Here is a 19791-nt window from a genome sequence, read left to right as displayed (position 1 = left end):
CGTGGCAGTGACACAACATCACGCGTACCTCGCCGCCGAACCCGCGGTGGCGACCGCCGCCGACAGCCCCGTGCTGTCCTTCGCCTGGCTGCTGTTCGCCCTGCCCCTCGCGGGCGCGGCGATCCTGCTGCTGGGCGGGCGGCGCACGGACAAGTGGGGCCACCTGTTGGCGACGGTCCTCCCGATCGCCTCCTTCGCCCTGGCGGCGCTGATCCTGTTCGACCTGCTCGGCCGGGCCGGCGACGCACGCAGCGTCTCCGTCCCCGTCTACGAGTGGTTCGCCGTCGGGGACTTCTCGGCGGGAGTCAACCTCCTCGTGGACCCGCTCTCGATCAGCTTCGCCCTGCTGATCACCTTCGTGGGTTCACTCATCCACGTGTACTCCATCGGCTACATGGCCGAGGACCCCGGTCGGCGCCGCTTCTTCGCCTACCTCAACCTGTTCGTCGCCGCCATGCTCGTGCTGGTGCTGGCGGACAACTTCGTGCTGCTCTTCCTCGGCTGGGAGGGTGTGGGCCTGGCCTCCTACCTGCTCATCGGGTTCTGGCAGTACAAGCCCACCGCGGCCACCGCCGCGAAGAAGGCCTTCCTCATCAACCGCGTCGGTGACCTGGGCCTGCTCGTGGCGATCATGATCATGTTCGCCGTGCTCGGGGCGGTCAGCTTCAGCGAGGTCTTCGCCGCCGTGCCCGGCGCGAGCGACGGGATCCTCCTGGCGATCGGCCTGCTGCTGCTCCTCGGCGCGTGCGGCAAGTCCGCGCAGCTCCCGCTCCAGGCGTGGCTGCTCGACGCGATGGAGGGCCCGACCCCGGTGTCCGCGCTCATCCACGCGGCCACCATGGTCACCGCCGGTGTGTACCTCATCGTGCGCGCCGGCCCGATCTTCGAGGGCGCCGCGGTCGCACAGACCGCCGTGCTCGCGGTCGGCGCGGCCACCATGCTCGCCGGCGGCATCATCGCCTCGGCCAAGGACGACATCAAGAAGTCCCTGGCCGGATCGACGATGAGCCAGATCGGCATGATGGTCCTGGCCGCCGGGCTCGGCCCCGCCGGTTACGTCGCCGCGATCGCCCACCTGATCACGCACGGCTTCTTCAAGGCCGGGCTGTTCCTGGGCGCGGGCTCGGTCATGCACGCCATGAACGAGGGCGTGGACATGCGGCGCTACGGCGGCCTCGCCACGAAGATGCCGATCACCTTCGCCACCTTCGGGCTCGGCTACCTGGCCATCATCGGTGTCCCGCTGCTGTCGGGCTGGTGGACCAAGGAGAGCATCATCTCCGCCACCTTCGGCGTCGGCGGCACCACCGGGCTCGTCCTGGGCAGCGCCGTCATCGCCGGTGCCCTGCTCACCGCGTTCTACATGTCGCGGATGGTCTTCATGACCTTCCTCGGCAAGCCGCGCTGGGAGGAAGGGGTCCACCCCCACGAGTCGCCCGCGAACATGACCGTGCCCATGGTCCTGCTCGCCATCGGATCGCTCGGACTGGGCGCGTTCCTCATGCTCGGCGACCGGTTCGCCGGGTTCCTCGCGCCCGCCGTCGGCGCGGAGGTGCACCACTTCTCCGTGGCGCACGCCTTCACCGCCCCCTACGGCATCGCCGCCCTGGTCGTGCTCGTCCTCGGCGTGGCCGTGGCCTGGGCGATGTACCTGCGCAAGCCGGTCGCACAGGTCGCACCGAAGGGCAGCTTCGTCACCGTCGCCGCCCGCAAGGAGCTGTACGGCAACGAGATCAACGAGGGCCTGCTCATGCGGCCCGGCCAGGTGCTCACCAAGGCCCTGGTCACCATCGAGGACAAGGTCATCGACGCCGCGGTCAACGGCCTCGGGGCCGGGGTCCGCGACTCCTCGTCCGGGCTGGGCCGGGCACAGACCGGGTTCGCCCGGAGCTACGCGCTCACCATGCTCTTCGGCGCCGTCATCGTCGCCGCGACGCTGGTTGTGAGGTTGTAAATGATCCCCTGGCTCACCATCGCGATCGCGCTTCCCGCGATCGGCGCGGTCGCCGTCTGGGCACTCGCCCGGGCACAGGCGCCCGCGGCCGACACGGCACAGAGGCGCCGGAGCGAAGCCGCCACCGGAGGCGGCACCGACACCATCACCGAGGTCCGCCCCGCGGGGCCCGCGGCCGTCGGGGCCGAGAACGCCAAGCGCGCCGCGTTCGGGTTCTCCCTCGCGACCCTGGCCGTGGTCGTGGCCATGGCCCTGCGCTTCGACACCGGAGCGGGCGGGCTGCAGTTCGAGCAGACACACGAGTGGATCCCGCGCTTCGGGGTGCACTACGCGGTCGGCGTCGACGGCATCGCCCTGGTGCTGATCCTGCTCTCGGCCGTGCTCGTACCGCTGGTCATGCTCGCCGCCTGGCGCGAGCACGACGACCGCGAGGACGGCGGCGCCGGGTACTTCGCGCTCATCCTGGCCCTGCAGGCCATGATGGTCGGTGTCTTCGCCGCAGCGGACGTGTTCCTGTTCTACGTCTTCTTCGAGGCCATGCTGATCCCGGTGTACTTCATGATCGGGCGCTACGGCCGGGGCGAGCAGCGGGCCCGCGCCGCGGTGAAGTTCCTGCTGTACAGCCTCGTCGGCGGCCTCATCATGCTGGTCGCCGTCATCGGCGTCTACGTCGTCGGTGGCACGTTCCTGTGGACCGAGCTCGCGGGGCCCGGCGGCGCCCTGGCCGGTATCGAGACCGAACTGGCCGTGTGGCTGTTCCTCGGCTTCTTCATCGCCTTCGCGATCAAGGCGCCGATGTGGCCGGTGCACACGTGGCTGCCCGACGCCGCCCAGGCCTCCCGGCCCGGAACCGCGGTGCTCCTCGTCGGCGTGCTCGACAAGGTCGGCACCTACGGCATGCTCCGCTACTGCCTGGAACTGTTCCCCTCGGCGGTGTCGGCGTTCGTGTGGCCCGTCGTGGCCCTCAGCCTGGTCAGCATCGTCTACGGCGCGATCCTCGCGATCGGCCAGAGCGACATGATGCGCCTGATCGCCTACACGTCGGTGTCCCACTTCGGGTTCATCACGCTGGGGATCTTCGCGCTGACCGAGCAGGCGCAGGCCGGCGCGGCCCTGTACATGGTCAACCACGGGTTCGCGACCGGGGCGCTGTTCCTGGTCGTGGGCTTCCTGATCGCCCGCCGCGGCAGCGCGCAGATCGCCGACTACGGGGGCGTGCAGAAGGTCGCCCCGCAGCTGGCCGGGGTCTTCCTCGTCGCCGGCCTCGCCGGGCTCGCCCTGCCCGGGCTGGCCCCGTTCGTCAGCGAGTTCCTCGTGCTCGTCGGGGTCTACGCCTTCAACCCGGTCGCGGCCGTCGTCGCCGTCATCGGTGTGGTGCTGGCCGCGCTCTACATCCTGTGGATGTTCCAGCGCACCATGACCGGCCCCACCCCCGAGAAGCTGTCCGGCCTCAAGGACCTGAACCTGCGCGAGAAGTGGGCGGTCGGGCCGCTCCTGGCCCTGCTCATCGTGTTCGGCCTGTACCCCCAGCCGCTGCTCGACGCGATCGACCCCGCGGTCGAACGCACCGTGCAGATCGGCACCGAGGATGCCTCGGCCACTGACGGCGCCACCGCCGAGGAAGGAGGCGAGGGGTGATCCCCTTCGAGACCGACGAGGGCCTCTCCGGCCCCGTCATCACATCAGAGGCGCCCGTCCTGGACTGGTGGCTGCTCGCCCCGTTCCTGGTCGTCTTCGGCGCAGGCGTGCTCGCGGTGCTCTTCGAGGCGTTCGTGCCGGCCACGCGCCGCCGCGGTCTGCAGATCGCCACCGCGTCCTTGGCGCTGCTGGTGACCTTCGTGCTGCTCGTGATGCAGGTCGGAACCCTGCCGGAGGAGGGCGCCACCCTCGTCGCCGGGGTGTTGGCCGTGGACCACACCGTCCTGTTCTTCCAGGGCACCATCGCGGTGCTGGCGCTCATCAGCCTCGTGCTCATCGCCGAACGCCGCGACGGGCGCGACGCCTTCGCCGCCCAGGCCGCTACGGTGCCCGGCAGCGAGCAGGAGCGCGCCCACATCATGGCGGGCTCCCAGCACACCGAGGTCTACCCGCTGGTGCTGTTCGCGGTGCTGGGCATGCTCATGTTCCCGGCCGCGAACGACTTCCTCACCATGTTCATCGCCCTCGAGGTGATGAGCCTGCCGCTGTACCTGCTGTGCGGGCTGGCCCGCCGCCGTCGCCTGTTCTCGCAGGAGGCGGCGGTGAAGTACTTCCTGCTCGGCGCGTTCTCCTCGGCGTTCTTCCTGTTCGGGATCGCCATGGTCTACGGGTACGCGGGCAGCGTGAACTTCGCCGAGGTGCGCGCGGCGGCCGAGACCGGAGGCGCCCCGATCTTCGAGGGCGGTAACGGCGAACCCCTGCTGCTCATGGGGATCGGGCTCGTCGCGATCGGCCTGCTGTTCAAGGTCGGCGCGGTGCCGTTCCACAACTGGAAGCCCGACGTCTACCAGGGTGCTCCCACCCCCATCACGGCGCTCATGGCCTCCTGCACCCTGGTGGCCGCCTTCGGTGCCCTGCTGCGGGTGTTCTTCGTTCCCTTCGGCGGCTCCATCGAACTGTGGGAACCGATGCTGTGGACCGTCGCGGTGCTGACCATGGTGGTCGCCGCGATCGTGGCCGTCACCCAGCGCGACGTGAAGCGCCTGCTGGCCTACTCCTCGGTCGTGCACGCCGGGTTCATCCTCACCGCCGTCGTCGCCGCCAGCACCGACGGGCTCGCCGGCGCCATGTTCTACCTGGCCGCCTACGGGTTCACGACCCTGGGCGCGTTCGCGGTCATCACCCTCGTGCGCACCCGCGACGGGGGCCAGGAGCTCGGCGACATCGACCGCTGGGCCGGGCTCGGGCGACGCCACCCCGGGCTGGCCGGCGCGCTGTCGCTGTTCCTGCTGGCCTTCGCCGGGATCCCGCTCACCAGCGGTTTCATCGGCAAGTTCGCGGTGTTCGAGGCCGCCGTGGCGGCCGGGGCGACGCCGCTGGTGATCGTGGGTGTGCTCAGCAGCGCGGTGACCGCCTTCTTCTACGTCCGGATCATCGTTGTGATGTTCTTCCGGGATCCGGAGGAGGAGGGCCCGACCGTGGTTCCCGCGGGCATGCTCACCGGCGGTGTCATCACCGTGGGTGTGGCCGCGACGCTGACGCTCGGTGTGTTCCCGGGTCCGGTGCTCGACACCCTGCTGCCGTCGAACGAGGCCGGTCCCGAGCCCGTCTCGGTGATGGTCGACGAGGCGTCACTGGAGCGTACGGGCCCGTGACCGGCCCGCGGTACCCGACCCGGGTGGTGGCTTTGGTTCACCATTCCGGGTCGGATACCGTGGCAAGTCGGATCATGTTCATGTGCTGTGCACGCAGGCGGCTTCCCCTCCGGGGCTGTGGGCGTGCCCGTTCAACAGGTGGAGCTTTACGGTGAGCGGTGCTGTCCCGAGCGGGTTTCTCGCTCTGCCGAGAGTCGACCCTTCCCTCGCCCGTGAGGTGCAGGACGACCTCGACAAGGTCGAGGAGATGCTGGCGGACTCGGTGCGCTCCACCGACCCCCTGTTGACCGAGGCAGCCTCCCACCTGCTGCAGGCCGGCGGCAAGCGGTTCCGTGCGATGCTGGTGCTGCTGGCCGCCCACTTCGGCGACCCGAAGTCCCCCGACCTCATCGCCGCCGCCGCGGTCGTCGAGCTCACCCACGTGGCGACCCTCTACCACGACGACGTCATGGACGAGGCCGAGATGCGCCGCGGCCGCCCGAGCGCGAACATGCGCTGGGGCAACAGCGTCGCGATCCTCACCGGCGACTACGTCTTCGCGCAGGCCTCCACGAAACTCGCCGACCTGGGAACCGAGGCCGTGCGGCTGCAGGCCGAGACCTTCGCCCGCCTGGTCAAGGGGCAGGTGCGCGAGACCTCCGGGCCGCAGGCCGACGTCGACCCGCTCGACCACTACCTGCAGGTCATCAGCGACAAGACCGCCTCGCTCATCGCCTCCTCCGCGGAGTTCGGCGGCATGTTCGGCAAGGTCGACCCGGAGACCACCGGGACCCTGACCCGCGCCAGCGACGCCCTCGGCATGGCGTTCCAGCTCGCCGACGACATCCTCGACGTGGCCGGCCACCCCGACGACTCCGGCAAGACCCCCGGCACGGACCTGCGCGAGGGTGTGCTCACCCTCCCGATGTTCTACGCCCTGCGCTCGACCGACCCGGCCGACGAGCGGCTGCGTTCCCTGCTGGGCCGCCCGCTCGACGACACCGAGGCCGAGGAGGCGCTGGCGCTGCTGCGCCCGCACCCGGCCATGGGTGAGGCCGCCGCGAGCCTGCGCGGGTGGGCGGACAAGGCCCGCGCCGAGCTGGCGACCCTGCCCGAGGGGCGCGCGCGTGAGGCGTTCGAGTCCCTGTGCGACTACGTCGTGGAGCGCAGCGGCTGAGACCGCGCGCGTGGGACCCCGGAGCTGCGCTCCGGGGTCTTTCTGTTTTCGGGGCGGCGGGCGCGTTCGGTAAACGCGCTGCGGGGTGAGAGTTCTCCAGACATCCGGATACCCGGGCCCCGACCTGCACCTTCGGCGCCGCAGGGGTTCCGGCGCGTCGGGCGGGCGTTTGACCGGCACCTTCGGGGGCAGTCCCTGGTCCACAGGAGGTGCATGCGGTGGATACCGGAACCGTCGTCGCCCTGGTGGCCGTGGTCGTGGCTCTCCTACTGGTGGCAGGCGGCTCGTACCTGCTGTTGAGGTCCGTGCTGCCCGCCCGGCGCACCGCCCGGCTGCGGGAGCGCTTCGGCGACGAGTACGACCACGCGGTGCGCGAGCACGGTGACACCGCCGCCGCGGAGCAGGACCTGGCCGAGCGGCTGCGGCAGCGTTCCGGCACGGACCTGCGGGACCTCACCGACGAGCAGCGGGAACGCCACACACACGCCTGGGCCGAGGTCCAGCAGGAGTTCGTGGACGACCCCGCGGGAGCGGCTCGCCGAGCCCGCCGCCTCACCGACACGATCATGGCCGACCTCGGTTACCCCGACCGGGGCGAGGGCGACGAGGCGTTCGAGCAGCGGGCCAAGGACCTGTCGGTGGACCACCCCGGCGCGGTCGCCGACTTCCACCGTGCGCACGCGGCCGGACGCCTGGCCGAGGCGGACCGGGCGCGCACCGAGGACCTGCGCGAGGCGCTGGTGGCCTACCGGGGACTGGTGAGCGCGCTCCTGGGTGGGCCGGGCCCCGTGCGCTCGGCGGACGCGGGGTCCGAGGGAAACCCGGAGCAGCGTGAGGCCGGCGGGCCGGGACAGGTCTCCGGCTCCGCGGCGGACAGGGAACGAGCGGCGGAGCCGGGACGGGAGCAGGGATCCCCCGAGGGTGAGGACGGTCCGGTGAGCGGAGCCGGATCCGCGGAGCGGTGACCGACGGGCGCCGGGGCGCCGGCGCCGAGAGGAGGAGGCGCACGATGGCGGAGCGACCGGCGGGGGCCGCAGGCGGCGGCAGGCGCACGGACACGTCCGGGACGGGACAGGAGGGCCCGGCGGAACGTGCGGGCGGCCCGGAACGGCCGGGTGTGGTCCAGGGCCAGGTGGTCGGGTCCGGGACGCCGGAGAGCGGCCACACCCCGAGAGCGGGGGCGGAGCCCGAGGAACCCGCGACCGTCCGGGCCCACATAGCCGATGCCTCCCCCGAACCGTCCGGGGAGGGCCCCGGGCGCAGGCCGGTGCGCCGCAAGCCGGCGCGCAAGAACCGTCCGCTCACGCCCTCGAAGGAACAAGAGCAGGCGCAGGCGCAGGAACCGGACCGGCGTGCGCCGGCCCAGCGTGAGCCGTCCGGGCGGGAAGCAGCTCCGCAGGGCTCGGCCGCGAAGGCCTCGGACCGGCCGTGGGAGGGAGAGCCGTGGCGGGTCGTCCCGCACGGCATGGACCTCGCGCGGGTGAAGGAACGCTGGACCGGGGCCCAGGGCGGGTTCGTGGACGACCCCGCGCAGGCGGTACGCGACGCGGACGCGCTGGCGGCGGAGGTCGCCGAGGCGGTCGTCGCGGGGATCGAGGAGCGCCGCGCGCGGTTGCGCGCAGTCTGGGACGCGGGCGCGGACACGGGATCGGGCGCGCCGGACACCGAGTCGTTGCGCCTGGTGCTGCGCGAGTACCGCGCGTACGTGGAACGCCTGACGGGGGACTGACGGGGGAACCCGCCCCGTCGGCAGGTCACGCTCTCGTGGGGTGCCGGGGTGCCGGGGTGCCGGGGTGCCGGGGTGCCGGGGTGCCGGGTTCGGGCGCGCAGCACGAGGTGCTTCGGCCGGTGCGGCGCCGTGGTGCGTTCCCGGGCGTCTCGCGTCGGCAGTGATCCCGTGGCCTTGGGGTGTCCGGTCCCAGTCGCTTTCCCTCGGGCTGGGGAGACATCCACACGTCGGGGTTGTGGAGACCGGCCTGCCTGGTCGTGGCTCGGGTGACCCGGGCCCGAACGGCCGGACCATCCACGGCAGACGGCAGACACGAGCGGGGCCGGCATGAAGCGTGCAGTCGGCGGTGGACCCTGTCTCCGGAACGCCCGGTGCTCGTGGCGCGGGGTCGGCCCCCGTGCGCCCGGACACGGCCCCCGTGCGCCCGGACACGGCTCCAGCGGCAGACGGGGTGCTGTGGGTCCTGGGGGCGTATCGCCCTGGTCGGGTTCCCGTGGGTCCGGTGGCACCGGGCTACGGGGAGTACCTGCTCAGATGCCCCGGTCCCTGCGGTGCCGCTCCGCACCGGTCGGGCACCTACGGCCCCGGGGGAATCGGCGTCGATCTGTGCTCGGATCCGGGGGCAGCGCGCGGGTCAGCGCCAGGTCCAGGACTCCCGTGCGGCCTCCTGGCTCAGACCTGCGGCGCGGGCACGTTCCTCACGCGCGCGCCCCTTCTCCAACCACTTGCCGATGCGCTCCTCCATGCGGCGCTCGGCCGGGGTGAGGGGGGAATCGGGGTCGGACGCGGAGTGCTGCTCCAACGCGGGTTCGTGGTCGCGGCCGGTGCTGTCGTCCGGGCCGGACGCCTTGTCGGACGGCTTGTTCATCGTCGTCACCACACCTAACGTTGCGGCCCCGCCGTGCGGGGCGGCGTGCCGTGTCCGGTCCTCGACTGCCTCGGGCTGCCGGCGGTGTCCCGGGGCCGCCCGCTGCACCTGCCTGAGCTCAGGCCTGGGGGCAGAGGGTTCCAGAGTAGAGCGGCAGAGCCCTGCTGTCAGGGGGTCTGCGGAATCGGCCGGACGTGGACGCGCCCGAGCGGTACGTCCGCCCGCCACGTGACCGGCCGTGCGCCACCGTGCCGACCGCACCGGACACCCGTGCGAGGGTCCCGTGGGTCAGTCCTGGGTGGGGCCGGGTCCCCATTCGGAGTCGTCGAACAGGTCGAACCGGTGACCGGCCCGTTCCTGGTCCGCCTGGCGTTCCCGGAGCCCGCGCGCCTGGATCTCGTCCAACCGCCGTTCCTCCTCCGTCAGCGGTTCGTCGTCGGGGTCGACATCCTCGCGCTCTTGCTTCATCCCGGTGCCTCCTCGCGTTCCGGTGCGGGTGCGTCACCCCGATTCGATCATGACTCAGGTCACTCGCGCTCGGGAACGGTGTTGTTCGTCCCGACTTCTGTGCGACCAAGGTCCTGAACCGGAAAAAACGTGCGGCGCCGTCCGACATCGCCGGACGGCGCCGCAGGCCGTGCGAGGGTCAGAGCCCGGGTCGAGCCCTGGTCGAACCCGGGCCCGCACCCCCGGGCGGCCCCCTGTCAGTGCCCCCGTACGGGCATCAGCTCACGACGGGCAGGGCGTCGGAACCGGGCAGGTCGGTGACGGTCGGGTGCTCGACCATGCCCTCCGGCGTCTCCTGCTCCTCGGTGCCCCCGGAGATGCTGATGGGGTCGCTCAGGTCGATCTCGTGCACCAGGTCGGTGCCCTGGCCCAGGCCCTCGGTGACGTCCTCCACGGTCCCGGCGTCCACGCCCTCGGCGACCTGCGGCAGGCCCAGCTCCGAGGTCTGCGGCAGCGTCTCCTCGACCTGGCCGGTCACCGGCTCGGCCGCCTCCAGCACCGGCTCGAGCTCGCTGTCGGCCGGGTCGATGCTCGTCTCGGAGACTGGACCGTTGAGGGAGAAGGTCTCCACGCCCTCCGGGGTGAGCCCGTCCGTGGCCGACTCAGCGGTCCCGCCCAGATCGGCGGCCTGGCCCACGGTCGCGCTTCCGCCCAGGTTCCCGGACGGCCTCAGGGCCGCGAAGTTGCTCGGCTTGCGGGCGCCGAGGTCCGCCCAGTGGGGGTCCGACTGCGGGAGCGTCTCCTGCCCCTCCCAGTCCCAGTTCGTGTTGCCGACCATGCCGAGCACGTCCTCCTCGCCGAGGCTGACGTAGTTGTCGTCGGTGACCGGGTTGGACTCCACGACCTCCTGCAGCGAGTCGGGGACGTGCACGCCGAACGCGCCGGGCAGGTCCCACACGTTGGGCACCTCCGGGCCGGAGGCGCTCTGCTGGACCGTGGATCCCTGGCCCAGCGGGTCCTGCAGGACCTGGTCGATCTCGAGCGAGTTCTCGGCGGTCAGGTCGGACAGCTCGCCCGACTGCGGCAGGCTCGGCGCGCCGATGCGGTCGGCCGCCTCCCCGGGCAGCGCGGTGACTTGCTCCAGGTCGTCGGACTGCGGCACCACCCGGTCGCGCACGTCCATGACCGTGTGCGCGGCCTGCGGGACCACGGTGGTCGCCGCGCCCTCGAGGGTCTCCCCGGCGCCGTGGCCGGTCTCCTCCACGCGGTCCCCGGCCCCCTGCGCGGTCTCCTCGACCGCGGCGCCGGCGTCGTGGCCGACCGTGTCGTGCGGGTCGCCGTCCAGGCCGGTCATCGCCTGGCCCTCGGAGAGCGTGTCACCCAGCGTGGACGTCGGGTTGGGGGCGTCGCCGACCGGGGTGGCGAGGGTGACCTCGCCCTCGGGCACGGCCGCGCCCAGGTCCGGCGCGGGCTTGTCCGGGTCGTTCGCGGTCTGCTGGAGCTCGTCGAGGGCGTCACCGGCGGCGGGCCCGGCCCCTGCGGGCACGAGGCTGTTGACGGTGGGCGCGACGTTCTCCACCAGGAGCCGCTCGGCCATGGGACCGACCTCCTCGGTGGCGGACTCCAGGGCGTTGGGCTCGAGGGTGTCGGCTCCGGCGAGACCGGAACCGAGGGCGACGAAACCGGCCGTGCTCGCGGCGAGCAGGGCGGTCCTCGCGGTGAAACGTCGGGACTGCGACATGGGTCTTCCTTCCCTGGTCGGACAGTGCTGCGTGGTGTGTTCGGGGCGGCCGCGCGGTGTGTGGCGGCCGTGGTCACAGCCGGTCGGCGCGTCGGAGGCGCATCGGACCACCGGCTGACGTGAACCCCGTGAACATCGGCACGGGACTCAGGTCAGCCCCCAGGAAGTGAGGAAGGACGGCTGGGGGCGGGTCCGCGCGCGGTCGTGCTGCCGCGGCGTGCGGGGGCCCGCTAGTCCGGGGAGACCGTGGGGTCGTCGGCGGGGTCGGAGGGCATCCCGTGCGGGGCGTCCGACCAGGCGCGGACGGCGGTGGAGGCGGGGCCTGCGACGGGGGAGGAGGTCAGGTACCCGGCGACGCCCGGTGCTGCGGCGCCGGTGGTCTGGGCGGAGGTGTTCGGGGCCGAGCTCAGGTGGGACGGGCGCGGGTCGTCCCCGGCGGCGCGCGGTTCGGGGTCCGCGGCGGAGTCCCCCTGGGCGGTGGCGTCGCCGTACACGGAGGCCGGCACGGTCTCGCTGCCGGTCGGGAACCCGGTGATTCCGTGGTCGGTGTCCTGGGCGGTGCGGGCCGCGCCGTCGGCGTCGCGGTCGCGGCCGTCGCTGTCGCCGTGCTCGCCGGTCGTGTCGCCGGGGGCGGTGGCGGTGGGCCGGTTCGTGAGGCCGTCGGGTGCGAGTAGGCCCTGACCGGTGAGGGCGGAGGCGAGGTCGGTTCCGGGGGCGGAGCCGCGCTCGGCCGTGTGCTCGAGGCCCTCCACGACCCGGCGTGCGCCCTCGCCGACCTCCGCGACGGTCAGGCCGGCGTCGGAGAGCCCGCCGCTGTCGGGGGTGTGGTCGGGGTCGCTCAGGCGCTGGTGGACGGAGCCGAGGGTCTCGGTCACGGGCGCGGTGACTTCTTCGGTGATGCCGTGGGTGGACTGGTCGGCCCTGTCGGTGCTCTCGTCCTCGAGCGCACCGGTGACCTTGCCGGTGGTGTCGTCGTCGGACCCGTCGGTCGCGCTGTGCTGACCGCTCTCGTCCGAGCCCGTTCCGTGGGTGCTGTCGGGCGCGGAGCCGCAGCCATCGGTACCGCGACCCCCGTGATGGGCGGAGCCCGTGTCGGAGGGGCCGCCGCCGGAGCAGTCCGCGTCGAAGCCGTCCGGCTCGGGGTCGTGGGGTTCGTGTGTGCCCGACCTGGGGTGGTCCGACCCGGGGGTGCCCGAGTCGGACAGCTCCGGAGCAGCAGGTCCGGAACCGAGCACCTCGGGCCCGGGTTCCACGGAACCGCCGTTGCCGAGGCCGGTGCCGCTGCCGAGTGCGCTGCTGCCGAGCCCCGTATCCCCGGATCCGTCCGTGTCCCTGCGGTCGCCGTCAGCCTCGCCGTCACCGGTGGCCGCCCCGAGCGCCCCCGACCCGGAACCACCCGTGGCCCCGCTCAGGTCGAGTGCGTGCGCGGGGGCTCCGCCCAGGAACCACAGGACGGCGAGGAAACCCGCCGCCAACAGGGGGAACAGAACGGCCGCGGCGGCCGGGCGCACGGCGGTGACCACGCGAGGGGCGTGGGCCGTGCGGCCGGCGTCAGCCATGGATGGGCCTTCCGGGGGAGCGGTACGGTCTGCGCGGGCGTCCCGCGGCTGCGACTGCACGTTAGCACAGCGTCACCGATCGTAGTTTCGGGTTTCCGAAACCCGGGTAGCCCGCGCGCTCACTCCGAGGACGGCGACGGGCCTTCGCAGCGGGCCGCCCGGTCCTGGGTGCCCGGGGACGGGTGTCTCTGCTCGGTCCGGTCGGCGGGCACCCCGTTCGGTGAGGGCCGTGTTTCCTGCGGGCCCGGGTCGCCCAGGGGTTCTTGCTTCCGTGCCGGTTCCTGGTCGCTCAACGGGTCCTGGTTCCGCGCGGGCCCACGGTCCTGCGCCGGATCCGAGCCCTGCACGGGTTCCGCACCTTGTGCAGGGTCCGAGCCCCGCACGGGATCAGAGCCCTCCGAACCCCCAGCCGGCGCCGACCCCGGTTCCGAGCCCGCTTCCGGGTTCCGCGCGGGCGCAGGTGCTCCAGGGGTGTCCGGGGATCCCGGAACGCCCTCCGCGTCCGGCAGGCCGGGTGCCTTCCGCGCCGCCCGGGCCTTGCTCTGACTCCTGAGCTGGTCGAACACAAAAACCGACAGCGCTAGCCACACCAGGACGAACCCGGCCCAACGGCTCGCCGGCATCTCCTCGCCCTGGATCAGCCACCCGATGAGGAAGATCCCCGTCGGGGCGATGTACTGCAGCATCCCGATCACGCTCAGCGGGACCAGGCGGGTGGCCATCCCGAACAGCAGCAGCGGGATCGCCGTCACGAACCCGCCGCCGATCAACAGCACCGTGTGCGCGGCCGAGACCGAGAACGTCGTGCCCGTGCCCGTCGCCTCCAGGTACACCACGAAACCGAGCGCCGGCAGGAACATCACCAGGGTCTCGACGGTCAGGCTCTGGGTTCCGTCGAGGTCCACGTACTTCTTCACCGCGCCGTACGCGGCGAACGACGACGCCATGAGCAGCGACAACCAGGGCGTCGCCCCGTAGGCGACCGTCATCACCACGACCGCGATGGTGCCCAGGGCCACCGCGACCCACTGCAGGGCACGCAGCCGCTCGGCGAAGAAGACCATGCCGAGCAGCACCGACATGAGGGGGTTGATGAAGTAGGCGAGGGAGGCCTGGAGGGTCTCCTGGATCGAGACGGAGTAGATGAACCCCCACCAGTTGAGGGAGATCAGGACCGCGGCGGCGGCCACCGGCAACAGACGCCGCGGTTCACGCAGCACCGGGGGCAGCCACCCCCAGCCGCGGCGGGTGACCAGCAGGATCACCGCCATCGCCAGCAGCGCCCACACCATGCGGTGGGCGAGCACCTCGGAGGGTTCGGACGCAGAGAGAAGGGGCCAGTACAGGGCCGCGAAGCCCCAGAACAGGAAGGCGCTCGCACCCAGGAGAACGCCGCGGTTCGAGTCGGGCATCCTGTGATCCTAGGTCTGAACCCTCCCGGTGTCTGCCCCCGGCCCCACGCCTGTGGACGACCACGGTCCCGGCCACACACCGGCCGCGGCCCCGCCGTGCCCTTGACCGGCGGATAGCCTGGAGACATGTTCGGGAGAAAGACGACCATGGTCGATCCAGCCAACGCCCTGCCCGGCAGGGACACCCCGATGCCGGTGCCCGAGCGCCACACCGTGCTCGGCACCCCGCTCGCCCCGCCCTACCCCGACGGCGCCCAGATCGCCGACCTGGGCATGGGCTGCTTCTGGGGTCCGGAGCGCGTCTTCTGGCGGTTGGGCGCCGAGGGCGGCGTCATCACCACCGCCGTGGGTTACGCGGGCGGTTACACGCCCAACCCCACCTACGAAGAGGTGTGCTCGGGGCTGACCGGACACACCGAGGCGGTCCGTGTGGTCTTCGACCCCGACCGCATCTCCTACACGGACATCCTCAAGATCTTCTGGGAGGGGCACGACCCCACCCAGGGCCTGCGCCAGGGCAACGACGTCGGTTCGCAGTACCGGTCGATGGTCCTGTACCACGACGACGCCCAGCGGGAGGCGGCCGAGGCCTCGCGTGACGCGTTCCAGCCGGTGTTGACCCGTTCCGGGTACGGGCAGATCACGACCGAGATCGAGCCGCTGCGCGCGTTCTACTTCGCCGAGGACTTCCACCAGCAGTACCTGGACAAGAACCCGGGCGGATACTGCGGCATGGGCGGGACCGGGGCGAGCTGCCCCATCGGCGTCGCCCGCACCGACGGCTGATCCGCGCCGGCCCGGGGCACGTGCCCCGGGTGCCCAAGGGCGTGTGGCCACGGCCGTACACGGAGGAGCCCCGGGGCGTCTGCATCGCAGGCGTCGCCGGGGCTTTTTCGTGTGAGGGCTGTGGGCCCGGGCATGAAAAAGCCCCGGGTGCTTGTGTCAGAGGCATCACCGGGGCGTTCTGGTCCAGGATAGCCTCACCTCATGCCCGATGTCGATGATGCCGTGTCCATCGTCTGGAAACGCCTGTCAGAACCCCGTATGGCTCCGTACCTGAAGAAGGCCGGAGGGAGCAGATTCGCAGCGCTCGCGGTGTACGAATGGAGCACGCGCACTGCGGCAGCAGCGTTCGAGGACATCGGGCACCTCGAGGTTCTCCTCCGCAATACCCTCGACGACCGCCTCCGGGAGCACTTCCACGAAGAGCGGTGCGGGATCCCGTGGTTCCTGCGGGCCACCCCTGTAGGAGATCGGGTCGCTGAAGCCGTCCAGAAGGAGCGGGCCAGGCTGCGAAGGGAACAGAACGAATCGCGGGACCAGATCGTAGCGGGGCTGACCTTCGGCTTCTGGTCCGCGCTCCTCGGTACGAAGTATGAGGACCTGTGGCGGGAGTGCCTGCACAGGGCGTTTCCTCATGCCTCTGGCCGTCGGAAGGACGTGGCGCTCGAGTTGGACGCGGTGCGCAAGTTCCGCAACCGCATCGCCCACCACGACTCGATGTTGAACGTGGACGTGCCCTTCGAGACGCGAAGGATCTTCCGACTGGCCCGGTACATGGATCCGGAGGTAGCGGATTGGCTTGAGAGGCGTAGCCGGGTGCTGGAGCTCTACCGGGATCGTCCGGTCCAAGTCGAGGACACGGTCGTCGTCGCAGCCAAGCAAGCGTGGCCGCTCTACGAGAAGTGCCATGCCTACGTCTGTCAGGCGGGCCGCACGTTCCGTGAAGTAGACCGGATCGCCTTCTACGCCGACCAGGAGATCAAGCTGGACGTGCCGATGGTGGTGCATCGGCGGGACCATGTCGAGTGGACCACGGCTGCGTCAGCTCGATTGCGGGCTTCGCAGGACGGCCGCGATCAGCGCATCGCCGATGTGATCGAAGAATCCCGTGCCCAGGGGTGGACCGAAGGTCGTTACCAGGTCTTCCTACTCACTCACGGACGCGACCCCCGGCACCGTCAACTGCCGGTGTGTTTGCCGCATACCGTTGTCGGCCGAGGGACAGCGTTCACCCAGCGCCAGCGGTACACCTCTCTCCATGCTCTGGAAACCGCAGACTCCACTGCAGACCTGTGTTCATCCGGCAAGCAGCCGTCACCTGGCTGAGCCCTCGGGGTGAACTCCCCTCACGACCCGACAAGCCCCGGTCGCTCGCATCGCATGTGAGTGCCCGGGGCTTTGCTCGTCCGGGGCCCGTCCGGGGTGGGTCCGGCCGGTCTTCGTCTTGTTTCCTTGACCCTGCGCGTGACCTCCGGTTGTCCCGCCGGAGATTTTCCTGGGCCGTCAAGGCGCGGTCCGGCCGTCCGAGCCGAGGGGGCCGGGGAGCGGGATCCCCTTGTGTGCGGGCCGACCTGCATCTTCGGTGTCAAACGAGGGGCGATAAAGACGCTGTGAGGGCCCCGCATGGTTGCTCGTGTTGGGAGTCGCGTATCACACGTATCCGATGTGGCCCCAACCACTACCAAAATCCAGGTCACGCCCTACATTGCACGTATGCCTTTTATCGAATCGATGCCGAAGTTTGTGTTTACTGCGACATCGGGCGTGCTGCTCGGCGGCGGCCTGCTCCTCGCCGGCCCCGGAGTCGCAGCCGCTGACGAGAGCAGCGACGAGGACACCGACGGCTGCATGTCCGTCGAGATGAGCCTCGACGACACCGACGGCACCTTCACCGAGGCCGCCGAAAAGGCCGCCGACGACCTCAACGACAAGTTGACCCAGGACATGGCCGGCAAGATGGACGCCCGGACCGCGACCTGCGCGAAGGAGGTCGTCGAGGCCTCCCAGGACCGCGACATGGACAAGGAAGCCGCGGCCATCGCCATGTCCACCGTCATTGTCGAGACCCACCTGAACAACTACAACGGCGGCGACCGCGACAGCGTCGGCCTGTTCCAGCAGCGCGACCACTACGGCTCGGCCGACGACCGCCTGGACGCCGGGTGGGCCACCGACGCCTTCTTCGACGAGCTCGAGGTCGTCTTCCCCGACGACAGCTGGAAGGACGAGGCCGGCGGCACCGTCGCCCAGGACGTCCAGCGCTCGGCCTACCCCGACCGTTACCACCACCAGATGGACGACGCCGAGGCGATCGTCGACTACCTCTGGTAAAGACCACCCGGACGATACCGACCACAAGGACCACAGGGGTGTGACCACCCCCGGGCGGGCACCGACCGTGTGATCCCCGCTCACGCACGACCGGTCCCGACCCACGACGGCCCCGGTTCCACCACGGAACCGGGGCCGTCTCTTTGCTTGGAGGCCGCCCCCTCGTTCAAGCAGGAGGTCAAGGCCGGGCCAGGTCAGGGTCTCGCCCGTTCACGACGGGGTCGTCGCGGTGGTCGCGGGGCTCGGGTGCGCTCTTGACGTGGGGCTGCGGTAGGCAGGTGGCGTGTCCAACATCTACACGAACGCGCTCCGCCTCGTCCCCACCCCCGGACAGCGCATCAGCCGGAGCGAGGCCGACGACGTCATCGCCCGCATCCTCCGCGACCGCGGCTCCTACAACGTCCCGGTGGTCGTCCGTCTTGCCGCGGACGGCAGTCTCCTCGACATCCAGTCGGGCTGCGGCAAGAACGGCGCCTTCTACGAGTTCTGGGAGGAACGCCGCGAAGACTACGCCTGCATGTGGGAGCGCTTCAGTAACGACGGACAGGAGCGGGACCTGCTCATCCTCCATCGGGGAACAGAGCGTGAGGAGCTCGGTCCCTGTCGGTACGCGTTCGACGAGGTGCGCATCAAGGGCCCCAAGGGCCCGCAGGATGCGCAGGGCGCCCAGGCGCAGGGCTCGCACGGGATCACCGAGGTGCTGCCCGACCTCGGTTGCCCCTGGCAAACGATCGGGGACGGAGTGTGGCGCGCCCGTGCGTTCGGCCAGTACCTGAGCAACAACGACCGCACCGACATCGAACGGGCCGGTCCGAACTCGCGCGAGGTCGTGTGGGATCCGTCGCTCGGCGATGCCGATCCCGGCGACCCGGCCCCGGCCCTGGCCACACCGACCTCGCCCTCCACCTACCCCTGGGAAGCGCTGCGGGTCGAGCCGCAGGCCCTGCGCACCTGGGTGGAGCACGGCGGTCCGTGGGCAGAAAGTGTCGAGCTGCTGCACGGCGGGCGCGTGGTCCACCGATCGCAGTGGGAGCTCGACACCGTCCTCGGAGAATGGGGGTGGGAGGAGCGCTGCGCGGACGACTGGGACAATGTGACGAACCCCGAGTTCCTGTCGCATATGCGGAGCCTCTGAACCTCAGCGCTTCTGAACCTCTGAGCCTCTGAGCCACGCTCGCACCCGACGGGACGCGGTCCTCGCGGTGTTGGGGACATGTCGTCCGGACGAACTTGTTGTGACCGAAACCGTGGGCAGAGCGTCGCAGGAGGTCGAGCGCGTAATGTGCGACGTGCCATGTACGAACTCGGGCTCACAGGGTTGAGCGCCCGAATAACGAAATGGTATCGGTGGGGGATGCGAGTCGACGAAACCCCTACGGGCGGCCCGGCGTCGACGAAAAGCGCCCCGAACCACACCGCGGCTCCGGCGACCAACTGGATCGATCTCGCCCGGGTCTGCGCGATGGGGGCCGTCGTCCTCGTACACGCCTTCAGCCCGCTCGTCAGCACCACACACGCCGAGCTCGGAAGTCAGGCCTGGTGGGGCGCGCACATCATCGATTCCGCCCTGCGGTGGTGCGTGCCCGTCTTCGTGATGATGAGCGGAGGCCTGCTCCTCCGCCCGCGCGAGAACGAGGACGCCGCCACCTTCTACCGCAAACGGTGGGCCAAGATCGGCATCCCGCTCGTCGTGTGGACCGCCGCCTACCTGGCCTGGGAATGGTGGCGTGACGGCCTCGGCGCGGAAGGCGCGCTCGAGGCGGCCTCCGCGGGCACACCGTCGATCCACCTGTACTTCCTGTACGTCATCGCGGGCCTGTACCTGCTCACCCCGTTCCTGCGCACGGTCGTCGCCTACACCTCCCGCACCGGGCTGTGGTGGTTCGCCGGGCTCACCCTCGGCATCGGCGCGGCCGACCAGCTCTTCGCGCTGGTGGACGGGGTCGGCGGATCGACCGCGGCCACCCAGTTCCTCCCGTTCCTCGGCTACTACCTGCTCGGATGGCTGCTGATGACCAGCGACCCCGGGCCGCGGGCCCTGCGGTACGGGGGCCTGATGTTCACCGCGGGTGTCGCCGGCATCGTGCTCGGGGCGTGGGCCGCCGCACGCGCGGCCGGCGAGTGGGGGACCGGCGCCGAGTACATGTACGACTTCCTGTCGCCGCCGATGGTGCTGGCGTCCGTGGGCGCCTTCCTGCTGCTGCGGAGCGCGGGCCTGAAGCTCGCCGCCATCGGAGGGCCCGCCGCACACGGGATCGGCCGGGTGGTCGGCGTGCTCTCCGGCCTCAGTTTCGGCGTCTACCTCGTGCACGTCATGGTGCTCAACACCCTCCGCGACCTCGGCGGCACACCCGACGGGGGAGCGGCGTTCTTCGCGGCGTGCGGGTACGCGGCCGCGACCGCGGTGGTGAGCATCGCCGTGGTCGCCGTCATGCAGCGGATCCCGTACCTGAGGTCCACCGTCTGACACACATCCTTCGCGCCGCCGCCGCGCATCCGTGCACGCCGGCGGCGCGGT

At 71.3% G+C, this 19791-nt stretch carries 15 protein-coding genes and 1 pseudogene; 11 read left to right on the top strand and 5 right to left on the bottom strand.

Annotation, left to right across the window (positions count from 1 at the left end):
- Positions 1 to 7 precede the first annotated feature (7 nt).
- The 6 genes from nuoL to IDM40_RS03560 all read left to right on the top strand — a co-directional run bounded on the left by nuoL (position 8) and on the right by IDM40_RS03560 (position 8132).
- Positions 8 to 1954 carry an NADH-quinone oxidoreductase subunit L gene (gene nuoL, locus IDM40_RS03585; RefSeq protein ID WP_193120714.1) on the top strand — a complete coding sequence of 649 codons (1947 nt, stop codon included), beginning with the start codon at positions 8 to 10 and terminating at the stop codon, positions 1952 to 1954.
- Complete coding sequence (locus tag IDM40_RS03580) at positions 1955 to 3592, top strand: NADH-quinone oxidoreductase subunit M (RefSeq protein ID WP_193120461.1); 1638 nt, start codon at positions 1955 to 1957, stop codon at positions 3590 to 3592. It abuts the gene before it with no gap.
- Positions 3589 to 5247: an NADH-quinone oxidoreductase subunit NuoN gene (nuoN, locus tag IDM40_RS03575; protein ID WP_193120460.1), complete on the top strand. Its 1659-nt coding sequence runs from the start codon at positions 3589 to 3591 to the stop codon at positions 5245 to 5247. Before IDM40_RS03580 ends, nuoN begins: the two co-directional genes overlap by 4 nt.
- A 151-nt stretch (positions 5248 to 5398) precedes the next feature.
- Complete coding sequence (locus IDM40_RS03570; protein WP_193120459.1) at positions 5399 to 6403, top strand: polyprenyl synthetase family protein; 1005 nt, start codon at positions 5399 to 5401, stop codon at positions 6401 to 6403.
- Between the two features lie 218 nt (positions 6404 to 6621).
- Positions 6622 to 7368 carry a hypothetical protein gene (locus IDM40_RS03565; RefSeq protein ID WP_193120458.1) on the top strand — a complete coding sequence of 249 codons (747 nt, stop codon included), beginning with the start codon at positions 6622 to 6624 and terminating at the stop codon, positions 7366 to 7368.
- A gap of 44 nt (positions 7369 to 7412) precedes the next feature.
- Positions 7413 to 8132 (top strand): hypothetical protein, encoded by a 720-nt coding sequence (locus IDM40_RS03560; RefSeq protein ID WP_193120457.1) that lies wholly within the window; start codon positions 7413 to 7415, stop codon positions 8130 to 8132.
- A gap of 634 nt (positions 8133 to 8766) precedes the next feature.
- Here the strand turns inward: IDM40_RS03560 and IDM40_RS03555 are convergent.
- From IDM40_RS03555 to rarD, 5 genes and pseudogenes are all read right to left on the bottom strand, one after another.
- Positions 8767 to 9000 carry a hypothetical protein gene (locus tag IDM40_RS03555; RefSeq protein WP_193120456.1) on the bottom strand — a complete coding sequence of 78 codons (234 nt, stop codon included), beginning with the start codon at positions 8998 to 9000 and terminating at the stop codon, positions 8767 to 8769.
- A gap of 288 nt (positions 9001 to 9288) precedes the next feature.
- Positions 9289 to 9468, bottom strand: a complete 180-nt coding sequence (locus IDM40_RS03550) for a hypothetical protein (RefSeq protein ID WP_193120455.1) — start codon at positions 9466 to 9468, stop codon at positions 9289 to 9291.
- 256 nt (positions 9469 to 9724) lie between these two features.
- Positions 9725 to 11188 (bottom strand): hypothetical protein, encoded by a 1464-nt coding sequence (locus tag IDM40_RS03545; RefSeq protein ID WP_193120454.1) that lies wholly within the window; start codon positions 11186 to 11188, stop codon positions 9725 to 9727.
- A 230-nt stretch (positions 11189 to 11418) separates the two neighbouring features.
- Positions 11419 to 12747, bottom strand: coding sequence for a hypothetical protein (locus IDM40_RS03540; RefSeq protein ID WP_193120453.1), 1329 nt, complete (start codon positions 12745 to 12747; stop codon positions 11419 to 11421).
- Positions 12748 to 13268: 521 nt separating this feature from the next.
- Positions 13269 to 14159, bottom strand: a pseudogene (rarD, locus tag IDM40_RS03535) (EamA family transporter RarD); the annotation flags it as partial.
- A gap of 126 nt (positions 14160 to 14285) precedes the next feature.
- Between rarD and msrA the strand changes: the two are divergent.
- The 5 genes from msrA (at position 14286) to IDM40_RS03510 (ending at position 19740) form a co-directional block, all read left to right on the top strand.
- On the top strand, positions 14286 to 14945 hold the full coding sequence (gene msrA, locus IDM40_RS03530; RefSeq protein ID WP_193120452.1) for a peptide-methionine (S)-S-oxide reductase MsrA: 660 nt from the start codon (positions 14286 to 14288) through the stop codon (positions 14943 to 14945).
- 201 nt (positions 14946 to 15146) lie between these two features.
- Positions 15147 to 16268: a hypothetical protein gene (locus tag IDM40_RS03525; protein ID WP_193120451.1), complete on the top strand. Its 1122-nt coding sequence runs from the start codon at positions 15147 to 15149 to the stop codon at positions 16266 to 16268.
- 405 nt (positions 16269 to 16673) lie between these two features.
- Entirely contained in the window at positions 16674 to 17273 is a 600-nt protein-coding gene (locus tag IDM40_RS03520) for a hypothetical protein (protein WP_193120450.1), read from the top strand.
- 283 nt (positions 17274 to 17556) lie between these two features.
- Positions 17557 to 18408: a hypothetical protein gene (locus IDM40_RS03515; RefSeq protein ID WP_193120449.1), complete on the top strand. Its 852-nt coding sequence runs from the start codon at positions 17557 to 17559 to the stop codon at positions 18406 to 18408.
- Positions 18409 to 18627: 219 nt separating this feature from the next.
- A complete protein-coding gene (locus tag IDM40_RS03510; protein ID WP_193120448.1) occupies positions 18628 to 19740 on the top strand; it encodes an acyltransferase in 1113 nt (370 codons plus the stop codon).
- The last annotated feature ends 51 nt before the right edge of the window (positions 19741 to 19791 follow it).

This window comes from Nocardiopsis coralli, from assembly GCF_014892575.1.
In the GTDB taxonomy this organism is placed as follows: Bacteria; Actinomycetota; Actinomycetes; order Streptosporangiales; family Streptosporangiaceae; genus Nocardiopsis; species Nocardiopsis coralli.
The sequence above is the reverse complement of the archived record's forward strand: the minus strand, read 5'-3'. Positions and strand labels throughout refer to the sequence as shown.